This is a genomic window from Klebsiella pneumoniae subsp. pneumoniae HS11286 (genome assembly GCF_000240185.1).
GTDB classification, from domain to species: Bacteria; Pseudomonadota; Gammaproteobacteria; order Enterobacterales; family Enterobacteriaceae; genus Klebsiella; species Klebsiella pneumoniae.
In genome coordinates this window covers 4,625,369-4,638,589 of sequence record NC_016845.1, presented here as the reverse complement: position 1 = coordinate 4,638,589, position 13,221 = coordinate 4,625,369, and the positions used below count along the sequence as shown (strand labels likewise).

The window sequence follows — 13,221 nt, the reverse complement described above, 5'->3', positions numbered from 1 at the left end:
AGTGACAAAATAGGGCTTAAGCCTGAGCGTGCTTCATTTTATTGCGCAGGACCAACAAGCCGATGGCGCTAAATATCATTTCAACGCCGATAAAGGCGGTAATAAATAACCAGCTTTGCTGCGGGTTCATGGCCAGCCACAGGCAGGCGATAAGTAAATCCAACAGGCCGATAAAAATATTCCAGCCAGCGCCGCTTTGTTTGCGGGTTTGACATCCGTTAACGATGCGGGAAATACCGCCGAGAACAAATAAAAAGCCAAATAAAATGGCCAGACTGCTCATACCGTTGAGAGGATTGACGACAAAGCTCAGGCCGAGCACGATCCAGGCGATGGCGAAGATCAGCGCCACCAGGCGTGATTTCCAGTGCTGCTGGCGGAAGACAATCAGGCTGTACAGCGAATAGAAGCCGCAGATCATCAATAACATGCCGGTTACTGTGGCGAGATACCAGCCGGCGACCAACGGCCAGGCCAGACAACAGGCTCCGCAGATAAACAGCAATACCGCCATCAGGCAGGCATGCCGTTTATATCGAATGAAGACGCGTGGGCTAAACGCATTTAAGGTGTAATGGCTAAACATAAACATAATTGCTCCGCAGATCCCGGTTGGCGGCCTGACGCTGAATAAAAAGCGTGAGGGTTTATTCAGCGGGCCAAAAGAAAGGTCTGAGGAAAATAGTAGGCCGCGCGATCGGCAGGCGTAAATAAGAGCGCCGAGGCCACTTTATACGCCTGGTCTGACAGCTGTCAGACCAGGCCCGCAATATTACTTCCGGGCTCTGATTCTCAATGCCCGCGATATTTTTTAAGCTGGCTGCGTTTGGTGATGCTTACCGATTTTAATCAGGAGTCAACGATGAAAAAAGTCATTCTGGCGAGCCTGCTGGCAACCATGATGAGTACCTCTCCGGTATGGGCAACAGATAGCGCGACGGCAGCGCCAGCCGCGCCAGCCGCGGCAGCCACGACGCAGGTACAGAAAGAAGCCGCCGATGTGCTGCAGGTGGCGGTGCAGGGCGCGAATGCGATGCGCGACATCCAGTTCGCCCGTCTGGCGCTGTTCCATGGCCAGCCGGATAGCGCCAAAAAACTGACAGACGACGCCGCCGCGCTGCTGGCCGCCGATGATGCCAGCTGGGCGAAGTTTGTGAAAACTGATGCTAAAGCCAAAATGATCGCCGATCGCTATGTGATCATTAACGCCTCTATCGCCCTGTCTGAAGACTATGTGGCCACGCCGGAAAAAGAGAGCGCTATCCAATCCGCCAACGAAAAGCTGGCGAAAGGCGATCAGAAAGGGGCTATCGATACCCTGCGTCTGGCCGGTATTGGCGTGATTGAGAACCAGTATCTGATGCCGCTTAACCAGACCCGTAAGGCGGTAGCGCAGGCGCAAGAACTGCTGAAAGCCGGTAAATATTACGAAGCGAATCTGGTGCTGAAGGGCGCTGAAGAGGGCATTGTGGTGGATAGCGAGATGCTGGTGGCAGGCAACTGATACTTGTTCCACCCTGAGAGAGCGCAGAGGAAAAAACTGACAAGGATGTCCCCTTAACGCTCGGGCAGGCGGACTGCCCGAGCGGAACGGCTAGCGGCCGATCAGGGCGTCGATTTCGCCATCGATCTCGCGCATGACGCCGGTGATGCGCTGTACCACCTCCAGACAGCTTGCCGGCGTCAGCGAATCAGGCCGCTTTGCCTCAAAAGGGGCGCACAGTTGTTGTAGCGCAGTAATCCCCAGAATTTGTGCTGAACCGTGCAGACGGTGCAGCGCCCGCAGAAAAATCTGCGGCTCATGCCGGGCGATTGCCTGTCCGGCAGCCTGTAAATCCGCGGCCGACGCATCGCGGAACGTCTCCAGCATCTCATTCATCAGCGCCTGGTCTCCCCCCGTATTCTCGCTCAGCACGCTGAGCTTCAGGTGCCGGGTAGCGTGAGGTGATGCGCGGCCCACCGCTAAACGGCTGAGCTCATGACTCAGCGTCTGGACCGACACCGGCTTAAACAGACACATATTCATGCCGCTGGCCAGACACGCCTCCCGCGACTGCGGCAGCGCGCTGGCAGTCACGCCCCAAATTACCAGGCCCGGATAGCGACGGCGTAGCGAGGCCGCCAGCGCCAGGCCATCTTTCTTCGGCATATTGAGGTCTGTTATCAGCAGATCGTAATGTTTGCTGGCGAGCTTATTCTCTGCCTCTTCACCGTCGCAGGCTTCATCGACGCTATAGCCGATAGTGCTGAGCTGGCGCTTGAGCAGTAGCCGGTTGGTGGGGTGATCGTCCGCTATCAGTATCGCCAGCCCGGGTAGAGCCTGCGGTCTGGCGGGCGACGCCTGCGGCGCGTGGATCGCGCAGCGGCTCGCCTTGACCGGCAGCGTGATGGTGAAAGTGGTCCCCACGCCCGGACGGCTGACCATCTCCAGGCGACCCTGCATCAGCGCAACCAGCTCTTTGCAAATGACCAGCCCCAGTCCGGAGCCGGTCTGCTGGCGTCCCTGGCGCGCCTGGGCATAGCGGTGGAAGAGGGTGGCCTGCTCTGCTTCACTGATCCCGCAGCCGCTGTCGCTAACCATGAGGGCCAACTCTCCCTGTGTCTCATTCGCCGGCGTCAGCCGGCAGGAGACCTGAATTGCGCCTTCGACGGTAAACTTCAGCGCATTGCCAATGAGATTATTGAGGATTTGCCGTAGCGCCTGCGGGTCGACCCACAGCATGGTCCCTTCCTGCAGCGCGTTATGGTAGTGCAGATCGATGCCCTTTTGCTGCGCCAGCGCGTCGAAGGTATGACACTGCTGCGACACTAACTGTGCGACATCGCTCCACTGCGGGGTAACCTGGTATTTTCCCGATTCAATCTTGTCGATATCAAGAATATTGCCGATAAGTCCCAGCAGGGTTTGCGCCGTCGACCCCGCCAGCTCGATCGCCTCTTTACGCTGGCCGCCGTTCAGCTCCGGTTTCGCCAGCAGCTCCAGAAAGCCGACGATGGCGCTCACCGGCGTGCGCAGCTCGTGGCTCATGCTGGCCAGAAAGCGGCTCTTGGCTTTTGTCGCCTGAATCGCTTTGTCTTTTTCGCGCTCCAGCGCACAGGAGAGGGCCTCCTTCTGCGCCAGCTCCTCCTCGAGCCGCTGCTGGGAGTCTTTACGTTTGCGCACTTCCCGACACAGGGAGAGTCCCCAGCCGAGGCTGATGGCGATCAGCACCAGCGCAAAGGCGATCAGCTGGTAAAACTGGCGGCTGTACTGGCTCCAGTTCTCTATTTGCTGACTGGAGATTTTCGACCACTTCTCGGTCATCTGCAGAATATCCCGTGGCGGAATAACCTGCAGCGCTTTGTTAAGAATGGCGGCCAGCACCGGTTCATCGCGCGGGATGGCCAGCCGAATGGCCGCGACGGGGAGTCCATCAATGCGGGTGTAGTGCAGACCCTGTGGATAGTAGTGGTCGATCATATAGCGGGCGGAAAGCTCCGAGGCTACGGCGGCATCCACTTCGCCTTCCTCTACCATCTTCATGGCGACGCCAACGTTATCCGTTTCCACCCAGTTAATCAGCGGAAAACGCGCTTTCAGATCATGGGCGGCGATAGGCCCGACCGGCAGGGCGATCCGTGCCGAGCGCGTCAGCAGATGCTGGTCGGGGGCGCTGCCGCGGGCGACCAGCACAAAGGCCACGTTAATAAGCGGATCGCTGAGGGTGACGTAGGCCTGCGGCTGTGGGGTCAGGGTGGCGGCGGGCATGATCGCCCAGTCCTCTTTTTCCATGCGCTTTGCCAGAGCCTGACGGTTGCGCACCAGAATAGGGTCAAACTGCAGGCCGGTCTGGAGTGAGACAATATTCAGCATATCGGCCATGATGCCGCGCAGTTCATCCTCGTTATCCACCAGGGTAAATGGCGGAAAATAGGGGTTCACCAGCAGGCGGACGCGACGATGCTTCTGCACCCAGCGCTGTTCTTCGGGGCTAAAGGTAAGCGGGGTATTGAGAAACGACAGATCGCCACGGTTGAGCCAGTTTTGCATGATCCGCATCGCGGTGTCGCTGTCGACGGCATGGATAAAACGGTCGAAGAGTTGATGCAGCTCTGGCCGATCGTCACGGGTGACAAAGCGGTTGTGTTGCTCCTGCTGACGAAAATAGTGCGCGATAACCAGCGATTGCGAGAAATATTTCGAGATGCAGTGGCCAGTGGTGATGTTGTTGCCGATAAAATACTGATTCTCGCCGCTGACCACCGAGGCGAGAGCCTGATAGTCGCTATCATAAAGGGTGATTTTGGCGTTGGGAAACGCCTGCTGAATAATATCGAAAAAAGCGCAATCGCGGGTGCAGGCCAGCGTGACGCGGCGGTCAGTGGTCAGCGGCGGCAGAGGGGATTTCAGCGAGGTGACCAGCGTCGGCCAGGTTTTAAGCAGCGGCGCGGATTGATCCAGGCCCGGGGCGAGCGCATCCCGGTGCGCCACCTGAGTGAGCAGGGTATCCACCTGGCGGTCGGCCAGGGCGGTGAGCGCCTGCTGCTCGGTGTCATACTGGCGGATAATCACCTTCAGTCCGAGGCTGTGCGCCATCAGCGCCAGATAGTCGGCGTTAATGCCCTGATAACTTTTCTCGTCGCCGTCATAGACGATGGGCGTCCTCTCGGGAAGCCAGGTCCCGACGGTCAGCGTCGGCTGCGCCGCCAGCCATGCTTTCTCCTTACCGCTAAGCGGGATATCGATCGCCGCGATATGAGAATGGCTCTTCAGCTCCAGCTGTTTCATGGCATACGCGGCAGGCGAGAGGCTCAGCGCCAGCCCGACAACGACGGATAAAATAAGACGAACCGCCATGCCATCACCCTATTTTATTGCGTTGCGCAAAGTCATATAGCTCAAGCAGGGTGCTGCAGCCTAATTTATCCATCAGACGGACCTTATAGGTACTTACCGTTTTATTGCTGATATTCATTTTGCTGCCGATGGTGGTGTAGTCGACGCCGCTGAGAATATAGCGGAACACCTTCATCTCCTGCGTTGACAGCGTATCCAGCCGGTTCTGATCGGTGATGCCGTGGGTGCAGAAGCGTTCCAGTGAAAAGGGGAAATAGCTGTAGCCATTATTGGCTGCGTCGATTGCGGCGAGGATATTATTCATTCCCTCTTTTTTACTCACAAAACCATTTGCTCCGCAGTCGGCGCTGCGTTTGCCGTAGAACAGTTCATTCTTAGCGGAAATGATGATGATTGTTCCCTGGTAGCGGCGTTTGCGCAGCTGCTCCAGCACCTCGATACCGCTGAGCTCTGGAATATCGACGTCGACGATGAGCAGGTCAGGCTGCATGCTTTCCGCGGTCTGCACGGCATGAGCGCCGCTGTCGAGCTCTGCCGCGACGGTAATACCGTTGCTGTCGAGAAGGTTGCGAATGGCGATACGTGCCAATGGATGATCGTCAATGATTATCGCATTCATGGGGGCGTAAATCCTGATATGAAAAAAGAAGGGCGATGCCTGGTGCAGGTGCGGCGGGGGTTATTTTTATCGATGCCGTTATAAGGCGTAATTGTAACACAAATCGTTTTGGGCCAGGGGAATATTGTGGAGCTGAGCCAGACGAATATATTTGCATAGCTGGATGACAGCTGTAGGAACGGGCGTTCACTTGCTTCAGCGCGGTCTGCTGTTAAAAAAAATGCAAACGATTAATCTGCTCTTATTAAGGTGAGTTCTCGGGAATATCGTCCGGCGACAACTGGCAGGTAAAATAATAACAATGGCGAAAGAAAAACGCGCCTTCTGGCGAAAATGGGTTTGGAAACATCTGATGGCAGGAATAACAGTACTGGCAATGAGTAGCGCCGCGGTGGGAAAGGATGTCGTCCCCGATGAGGCGCGGACCCGAGATATGATGCGCTGTCAGGATTATCTGCAACTGGATCCGCGCGCCTGGACGCCGATGGTGATTTGGCTGATGAACGATCCTTTTTCACTGGAGCCGCCGGAGTGGACCGACTTCCATGAAGCCGAGCTGGTGCTGACGCCGATCCTCACCGAAATCTGCCGTCAGGAGCCGGATGTCTGGCTCACCTCGCTGCGGGAACGGCTCAATTCTTATCAGCAGGTGCGGTCGCTGAACTAAGCGACCGCGGTAAAACGGCAGAAAAAGTGACTAAATGCGCAGTTAGCGGCCTTCTTCTGCGCAAAGGCTCAGCAGCGGCCCGCTTTTTGCGACAGGGCGTCGCAGGTTTTGCTCGCTAGCGTCGGGTTGGCGCCGGCGCAGATGGCATCCGAGACGGTGCTACCGCCGCCCAGCGGGATCAGCCTGTAAAGCTTCGGCTCGGCGGCCTTCGTCACATAGCAGCGATGGCTGGTTTTGCCGATGGTGACTACAAAGTTGGTTTTCACATCCTGCTGCCTCGCATCGGAAATTGACACCTGCGAAGCATCGACATTAAAAGCAAACGCGGCGGCCTCTTTCATTTTCCGTCGTCATGGGTGGTTTAGCTACGCAATTCATTAATAACAGTGCCAGACAGGTACTGATTGATATATCCCGTATTTTCATCATTTCATCCTTTTTGTAAGTCAGCGGGTTATATATAAGAGCGGGGGGAGGAACGCGTTGATTTCGATCAGCTGGCGCAGGCTATGGTTATTTTTCGGAAATTGACCTGTGTTGTTACATTTATCGTGAGTAGTATGAATTCCAGCATTGCAGGAATGAAAGATATTTCAAGACTACGTTGCGTAGTTAGACAGAAGTCAACAGGAGTGCGGCGGTTATGGGCTGCCCGAGATGCTCTGAGCAATATTTTGCTAAGGCAGAATGCTATCTGTTTTAGCGTAAGCGCAAATTTTCCCTGCGTTATAACGGACTTTTTATCCTCTTAATGGGATAGCGACAACACGCTAAGCCATGCGCGCTGCTCAGCGGTTTGTGGTGCCATTTTAAAATTCAGGAACAAAAAAGCCACTCTTTCGAGTGGCTTAATTATATGATTTTAAAGCTAAAATTTGGTGGCCCCTGTTGGGTTTGAACCAACGACCAAGCGATTATGAGTCGCCTGCTCTAACCACTGAGCTAAGGGGCCGTGGCGAGGGATTATAAAGTAACTGGCGATTGCAATCCAGCGTAAAGCGCGCAGCTGCTGTTTTTATAAACAATGCATTTTCAATCCTTTATAATCATGTTTTAGCCATACAGCCGGAGAAAACATGATTAGCGATATCCTTGCGCCGGGCCTGCGCGTTGTCTTTTGCGGTATCAACCCGGGGAAGTCCTCCGCCCATACCGGCTTTCATTTTGCCCATCCTGGCAATCGCTTCTGGAAGGTCATCCATCAGGCCGGGTTCACCGATCGGCAGCTCAGGCCGGAAGAGGAGCTGCAGCTGCTGGATACGCGCTGCGGCATCACCATGCTGGTAGAGCGTCCGACGGTGCAGGCCAGCGAGGTCGCCTTGCAGGAGCTGCGCAGCGGCGGCCGTGAGCTGGTGCGGAAAATTGAGGAGTATCAGCCGCAGGCCCTGGCGGTGCTCGGCAAGCAGGCCTTCGAGCTGGCCTTTAACCAGCGCGGCGCGAAGTGGGGGAAACAGGCCATGACCATCGGGACGACCCAGGTGTGGGTGCTGCCTAATCCCAGCGGCTTAAACCGGGCGACGCTCGATAAGCTGGTGGCGGCCTATCGTGAACTGGACGATGCCCTGGCAACCCGCGGCCAGTAGCGGAGAGAGGCGACTTTCCCCGGATGGCCACCTGAACGCCATAAAAAAAGCTCCCCGTAGGGAGCTTTTTAACAGGCTGTAGACGATGCCCCGCGACGATTAATCGTCGAGGAAGCTACGCAGCACTTCAGAACGGCTCGGGTGGCGCAGTTTACGCAGCGCCTTCGCTTCGATCTGACGGATACGTTCGCGGGTAACGTCGAACTGTTTACCCACTTCTTCCAGCGTGTGGTCGGTGTTCATGTCGATACCGAAACGCATACGCAGCACTTTCGCTTCACGAGCGGTGAGGCCGGCCAGCACGTCATGCGTTGCCGCGCGCAGGCTCTCGGTGGTCGCAGAATCCAGCGGCAGCTCGAGGGTGGTATCCTCGATGAAATCCCCCAGATGCGAATCTTCATCGTCGCCGATCGGCGTTTCCATGGAGATAGGCTCTTTGGCGATCTTCAGCACTTTACGGATTTTGTCTTCCGGCATCAGCATACGCTCAGCCAGCTCTTCCGGGGTCGGTTCACGGCCCATCTCCTGCAGCATCTGACGGGAGATACGGTTGAGCTTGTTAATGGTCTCAATCATATGCACCGGAATACGGATGGTGCGCGCCTGGTCCGCGATAGAGCGGGTGATGGCCTGACGGATCCACCAGGTGGCGTAGGTCGAGAACTTGTAGCCGCGACGGTATTCGAACTTATCGACCGCTTTCATCAGACCGATGTTGCCTTCCTGAATCAGGTCGAGGAACTGCAGACCGCGGTTGGTGTATTTCTTGGCGATAGAGATAACCAGACGCAGGTTCGCTTCAACCATCTCTTTCTTCGCACGACGGGCTTTCGCTTCGCCGATGGACATGCGACGGTTGATATCTTTAACCTGCTCGATGGTCAGGCCGGTCTCTTCTTCAATCTGCTGCAGCTTCTGCAGGCCGCGCTGCACATCTTCTTTCACTTCCAGCAGCTTCTCAGACCACGGCTTGTTCATTGCCACCGCGGCGTTGAACCAGGTTTCGCTGGTTTCGTTGCCGGTGAACAGGGTGATGAAGTTTTTCTTCGGCATTTTGCACTGCTCAACGCACAGCTTCATGATGATACGTTCCTGAGTACGAACGCGATCCATCATGCTGCGCATGCTGTTGACCAGGTAATCGAACTGCTTCGGCACCAGGCGGAACTGCTTGAAGACTTCAGACAGCTTCAGGATCTCTTCCTGGGCGGCGGCATGGCTACGACCTTTGGCTTTGATGGTGTCGCGCGTCAGCTCGTACTGGGTACGCAGCTCGGCGAATTTCTCACGGGCCAGCTCTGGGTCGATGCTGTTGTCGTCATCGCTGTTGTCGTCGGCGTCTTCATCTTCGTCTTCGTCTTCGTCGTCATCCATCTCTTCCTGAGACAGCTCGGAGCCAACGTGGGTGGCGGTTGGCGCCATATCTTCTTCGGCGTTCGGATCGACGAAACCGGTGATCAGATCGGACAGACGGGCTTCTTCCGCTTCAACGCGGTCGTACTGCTCAAGCAGGTAGGTGATCGCTTCCGGATATTCGGCAACGGAGCACTGCACCTGATTGATGCCGTCTTCGATGCGTTTGGCGATGTCAATTTCGCCTTCACGGGTCAGCAGCTCTACGGTACCCATTTCACGCATGTACATACGCACCGGGTCGGTCGTGCGCCCGATTTCGGATTCCACGCTGGAGAGCACCTGCGCGGCGGCTTCGGCAGCATCTTCATCCGCGGTGTTTTCGGCAAGCATCAGATCATCGGCATCCGGTGCTTCTTCCATCACCTGAATACCCATGTCGTTGATCATTTGGATGATGTCTTCGATCTGATCGGAATCGACGATATCTTCCGGCAGATGGTCATTGACCTCGGCATAGGTCAGATAGCCTTGCTCCTTACCACGTTGGACAAGAAGCTTCAGCTGTGACTGCGGGTTTTGCTCCATAAGACGGTATCCACACTTAATTCGTTTGATTGGTGTCGGCAGACGGGCTGTCGACATTTAAAGCGAGGGCGTACTTATATTATTGCCGCTGCGCCTCTGCGCGGCTGTCGGGGGCTTCCCGATCGATACTCGGCACTTAAGCCGTTAAATACTTTTCCTTCACGTTGTTCTGCGTTTTCTTACTGCTTTGATACAACGTGAAGGATATTGTCTGTCATTTATTTTTTCGCCAGCTCCTGGCTGATGGTCCAGAGCTCCCGGCGTTCTTCACTGCTTAAACCGTGTGTGCGATCGCGAGCTATCAACTCTTCCTGTCGCAGTTCCAGCAGTGAATCAAACATATGGTTGAGCGAGTCGGTGAAGGTTTGTTCAGCGATGTCTTTATCTGCTATATCGTCCCACATCGACAGTTTTTCAAGGGTTGCCGCCTCTTTTGTGCCGCGATATTGCTCTAAAAGTTGCCCGGTTGTCAGACCAGGCTGCGCCAGACAGCTCTTCACCAGTTCGTTGAACAGGCTCAGTCCCGGCATTTTGCGCGAGTCCAGTCCCTCCAGCGGCGGGACTAACGGCGCCAGATCCGGGTTTTGCACCAGCAGTCCTATCAGTATACGCATGGTCGTGCGTTTTAGCTGCGGTGCGGGACGCGGCGCGCCATTTTCCGCCTGTTTTGGCATTAATCGTTCAAGCTGCGCGTCATCTAAAATGCCCAGCTTATTGCCCAACTCCTGACGCAAATAGATGCGCAGCGTTTCGCCCGGGACCTGGGTTATCAGCGGCAGCGCCAGCGTGCTCAGCTGCGCGCGCCCGTCCGGAGTACTCAGATCGACCTGCGGCAGCAGGCTGTTAAACAAGAACGTGGAGAGCGGCTGAGCCTGCTCCATCCGCGCCTCGAACGCCGCTTTGCCCTCTTTACGCACCAGCGTATCCGGGTCTTCGCCGTCAGGCAGAAACATAAAGCGTAGCTGGCGACCATCGGTCATGTACGGCAGCGCCGTCTCCAGCGCGCGCCAGGCGGCATCGCGGCCGGCCCGGTCGCCGTCGTAGCAGCAGATGACGTTATTCGTCACCCGGAACAGCAGCTGGATATGGTCGGCCGTGGTCGAGGTACCCAGCGAGGCCACGGCATAATTAATGTCGTACTGCGCCAGCGCCACGACGTCCATATACCCTTCGACAACCAGCAAACGCGGTGGTTCGGGGTTATCCTGCTGCGCTTCATACAGGCCATACAGCTGGCGGCCTTTATGGAATATGTCGGTTTCCGGGGAGTTCAGATACTTCGGCAGGGCATCGCCCAGCACCCGTCCGCCAAACCCAATCACCCGGCCTCGCTTATCGCGGATGGGGAACATCACCCGTTCGCGGAAGCGGTCGTAACTGCGTCCCTGATCGTTGGTGACCAGCATGCCGGCATCAATAAGCGACTGGCGGTTTTCCTGATTGCCGCCAAACCGTTTTAAAACGTTATCCCAACCTGGGGGAGCATAGCCGATGGCAAAGCGCGTAATCACCTCGCTGCTTAACCCCCGTTTCGCCAGGTACTGGCGCGCAGGATCGGCGGCGGGCTGCATCAGAGACTGTTGATAAAACGCATTCAGACCATCCAGTAACTGGTAGAGGTTCTGCCGTTGATGGCGCTCTATCTGGCTGGGTCCGTTGCCTGCTTCATAAGGCACTTCGAGGTTGTGCATGGCGGCCAGCTCTTCGACCGTTTCCACGAACTCGAGCTTGTCGTAGTTCATCAGGAAGTCGATAGCATTGCCGTGCGCCCCGCAGCCGAAGCAGTGGTAAAACTGTTTTTCACCGTTGACGGTGAAAGAGGGGGTTTTTTCGTTATGGAACGGACAGCACGCGTGAAAATTTTTGCCCTGCTTTTTCAGCTTTACCCGCGCATCGATCAGATCGACGATGTCGGTTCTGGCAAGCAGATCGCTAATAAATACACGTGGAATTCGTCCAGCCATAAGCCCCGTTATTTCTGATGACTATAAACGAAAATAAGCCGCGCATTCCTTTCGGAAGCACGGCCTTACAACTACAACTCGGTCTGAATTGAGAGCGTCGCTCTCAACAGATTAGTACAGACGAGTACGGCGTGCGTTTTCGCGAGCCAGTTTCTTCGCGTGACGTTTCACTGCAGAAGCTTTAGCGCGCTTACGTTCGGTAGTCGGTTTTTCATAGAACTCACGACGACGAACTTCCGCCAGAACACCTGCTTTTTCGCAGGAACGCTTGAAGCGACGCAGAGCTACGTCGAACGGCTCGTTTTCACGTACTTTAATTACCGGCATGTGCCTCTCACCTTTGATTAATTCGGTTTGCCGCTGGCCGCAATGCCAGCTTATTTCAAAATGGTGCGGAATTTTACTGCAACTACTGCTGCTTTGTAAAGCACCGGCGCCTTTTTTGAAAGGGACTTTTATAAGGGTGAGGAGTATACACGAAGAGAGCACCAGGGGTGAGCAAAGTTTTACATCGCCGGTCATTGGACCTACACTGCGCGGTATTGAAGCGAGGTAAAACAACTCATGCGTGTACTGGGCATTGAAACATCCTGCGATGAAACCGGCATCGCGATTTATGACGACCAGCAAGGTCTGTTAGCCAACCAATTGTATAGTCAGGTGAAACTGCATGCGGATTACGGCGGCGTGGTGCCGGAGCTGGCATCGCGCGACCACGTGCGCAAAACGGTGCCGCTGATCCAGGCGGCGCTGAAAGAAGCCGGTCTGACGGCGAAAGATATCGACGCCGTCGCCTATACGGCGGGTCCAGGCCTGGTCGGCGCGCTGCTGGTCGGGGCGACCGTTGGCCGGTCGCTAGCCTTCGCCTGGAACGTGCCGGCGATCCCGGTACACCATATGGAAGGGCATCTGCTGGCGCCGATGTTGGAAGATAATCCGCCGGCGTTCCCGTTCGTCGCGCTGCTGGTTTCCGGCGGCCACACCCAGTTGATTAGCGTCACCGGTATTGGTCAGTATGAACTGTTGGGCGAGTCGATTGACGATGCGGCGGGCGAAGCCTTTGATAAGACGGCGAAGCTGCTGGGACTGGATTATCCCGGCGGGCCGATGCTGTCGAAAATGGCGTCCCAGGGCACCGAAGGCCGCTTTGTCTTCCCGCGGCCGATGACCGACCGTCCGGGGCTGGACTTCAGCTTCTCCGGCCTGAAGACCTTCGCCGCCAACACCATTCGCAGCAACGGCGACGATGAGCAAACCCGCGCCGACATCGCCCGGGCGTTTGAGGATGCGGTCGTCGATACACTAATGATTAAATGTCGCCGCGCGCTGGAGCAAACCGGCTTTAAGCGTCTGGTGATGGCGGGAGGCGTGAGCGCCAACCGTACCCTGCGGGCGAAGCTGGCGGAGATGATGCAAAAACGCGGCGGCGAGGTGTTCTACGCCCGCCCTGAGTTCTGTACTGACAACGGCGCGATGATCGCCTACGCCGGCATGGTGCGTCTGCAAACCGGCGCCAAAGCCGAGCTCGGCGTGACGGTTCGCCCGCGCTGGCCGCTGGCCGAGCTGCCTGCCGCCTAACGCATCCTGAAACAGGCCGACGTCACGTCGGC

At 56.3% G+C, this 13,221-nt stretch carries 11 protein-coding genes and 1 tRNA gene; 4 read left to right on the top strand and 8 right to left on the bottom strand.

Annotation, left to right across the window (positions count from 1 at the left end):
- Positions 1-16: 16 nt before the first annotated feature.
- The gene (locus tag KPHS_46130) at positions 17-592 is read right to left on the bottom strand and encodes an HdeD family acid-resistance protein (protein ID YP_005228913.1); all 576 of its coding nucleotides are present in this window, start codon (positions 590-592) and stop codon (positions 17-19) included.
- 240 nt (positions 593-832) lie between these two features.
- Here KPHS_46130 and KPHS_46120 point away from each other — a divergent pair, with 240 nt between their 5' ends.
- Positions 833-1,504, top strand: coding sequence for a YfdX like protein (locus tag KPHS_46120; protein ID YP_005228912.1), 672 nt, complete (start codon positions 833-835; stop codon positions 1,502-1,504).
- 90 nt (positions 1,505-1,594) lie between these two features.
- On the opposite strand, the gene KPHS_46110 is transcribed toward KPHS_46120, so the two are convergent.
- Both KPHS_46110 and KPHS_46100 read right to left on the bottom strand, forming a co-directional pair.
- On the bottom strand, positions 1,595-4,837 hold the full coding sequence (locus tag KPHS_46110) for a putative sensor protein EvgS1 (protein ID YP_005228911.1): 3,243 nt from the start codon (positions 4,835-4,837) through the stop codon (positions 1,595-1,597).
- Positions 4,838-4,841: 4 nt separating this feature from the next.
- On the bottom strand, positions 4,842-5,456 hold the full coding sequence (locus tag KPHS_46100; RefSeq protein ID YP_005228910.1) for a DNA-binding transcriptional activator EvgA: 615 nt from the start codon (positions 5,454-5,456) through the stop codon (positions 4,842-4,844).
- A 301-nt stretch (positions 5,457-5,757) separates the two neighbouring features.
- Between KPHS_46100 and KPHS_46090 the strand changes: the two genes are divergently transcribed.
- On the top strand, positions 5,758-6,123 hold the full coding sequence (locus KPHS_46090) for a hypothetical protein (RefSeq protein YP_005228909.1): 366 nt from the start codon (positions 5,758-5,760) through the stop codon (positions 6,121-6,123).
- 68 nt (positions 6,124-6,191) lie between these two features.
- On the opposite strand, the gene KPHS_46080 is transcribed toward KPHS_46090, so the two are convergent.
- The gene (locus tag KPHS_46080) at positions 6,192-6,464 is read right to left on the bottom strand and encodes a hypothetical protein (protein YP_005228908.1); all 273 of its coding nucleotides are present in this window, start codon (positions 6,462-6,464) and stop codon (positions 6,192-6,194) included.
- Positions 6,465-6,999: 535 nt separating this feature from the next.
- A tRNA-Met gene (locus KPHS_t00550) sits at positions 7,000-7,075 on the bottom strand.
- Positions 7,076-7,199: 124 nt separating this feature from the next.
- Here KPHS_t00550 and KPHS_46070 point away from each other — a divergent pair.
- Entirely contained in the window at positions 7,200-7,706 is a 507-nt protein-coding gene (locus tag KPHS_46070; protein ID YP_005228907.1) for a G/U mismatch-specific DNA glycosylase, read from the top strand.
- A gap of 99 nt (positions 7,707-7,805) precedes the next feature.
- Here the strand turns inward: KPHS_46070 and KPHS_46060 are convergent, their stop codons facing one another.
- From KPHS_46060 to KPHS_46040, 3 genes are all read right to left on the bottom strand, one after another.
- Entirely contained in the window at positions 7,806-9,647 is a 1,842-nt protein-coding gene (locus tag KPHS_46060) for an RNA polymerase sigma factor RpoD (protein ID YP_005228906.1), read from the bottom strand.
- Positions 9,648-9,865: 218 nt separating this feature from the next.
- Positions 9,866-11,611: a DNA primase gene (locus KPHS_46050; RefSeq protein ID YP_005228905.1), complete on the bottom strand. Its 1,746-nt coding sequence runs from the start codon at positions 11,609-11,611 to the stop codon at positions 9,866-9,868.
- A gap of 111 nt (positions 11,612-11,722) precedes the next feature.
- The gene (locus tag KPHS_46040; protein YP_005228904.1) at positions 11,723-11,938 is read right to left on the bottom strand and encodes a 30S ribosomal protein S21; all 216 of its coding nucleotides are present in this window, start codon (positions 11,936-11,938) and stop codon (positions 11,723-11,725) included.
- Positions 11,939-12,175: 237 nt separating this feature from the next.
- On the opposite strand from KPHS_46040, the gene KPHS_46030 reads away from it, so the two are divergent.
- Entirely contained in the window at positions 12,176-13,189 is a 1,014-nt protein-coding gene (locus KPHS_46030) for an O-sialoglycoprotein endopeptidase (protein ID YP_005228903.1), read from the top strand.
- Positions 13,190-13,221 lie beyond the last annotated feature (32 nt).

What these genes read in the sequence shown, in the direction of transcription:
- KPHS_46130 (YP_005228913.1), bottom strand. Translation starts at nt 592, where the DNA reads ATGTTTATGTTTAGCCATTACACCTTAAATGCGTTTAGCCCACGCGTC.
- KPHS_46120 (YP_005228912.1), top strand. Translation starts at nt 833, where the DNA reads ATGCTTACCGATTTTAATCAGGAGTCAACGATGAAAAAAGTCATTCTG.
- KPHS_46110 (YP_005228911.1), bottom strand. Translation starts at nt 4,837, where the DNA reads ATGGCGGTTCGTCTTATTTTATCCGTCGTTGTCGGGCTGGCGCTGAGC.
- KPHS_46100 (YP_005228910.1), bottom strand. Translation starts at nt 5,456, where the DNA reads ATGAATGCGATAATCATTGACGATCATCCATTGGCACGTATCGCCATT.
- KPHS_46090 (YP_005228909.1), top strand. Translation starts at nt 5,758, where the DNA reads ATGGCGAAAGAAAAACGCGCCTTCTGGCGAAAATGGGTTTGGAAACAT.
- KPHS_46080 (YP_005228908.1), bottom strand. Translation starts at nt 6,464, where the DNA reads ATGAAAGAGGCCGCCGCGTTTGCTTTTAATGTCGATGCTTCGCAGGTG.
- KPHS_46070 (YP_005228907.1), top strand. Translation starts at nt 7,200, where the DNA reads ATGATTAGCGATATCCTTGCGCCGGGCCTGCGCGTTGTCTTTTGCGGT.
- KPHS_46060 (YP_005228906.1), bottom strand. Translation starts at nt 9,647, where the DNA reads ATGGAGCAAAACCCGCAGTCACAGCTGAAGCTTCTTGTCCAACGTGGT.
- KPHS_46050 (YP_005228905.1), bottom strand. Translation starts at nt 11,611, where the DNA reads ATGGCTGGACGAATTCCACGTGTATTTATTAGCGATCTGCTTGCCAGA.
- KPHS_46040 (YP_005228904.1), bottom strand. Translation starts at nt 11,938, where the DNA reads ATGCCGGTAATTAAAGTACGTGAAAACGAGCCGTTCGACGTAGCTCTG.
- KPHS_46030 (YP_005228903.1), top strand. Translation starts at nt 12,176, where the DNA reads ATGCGTGTACTGGGCATTGAAACATCCTGCGATGAAACCGGCATCGCG.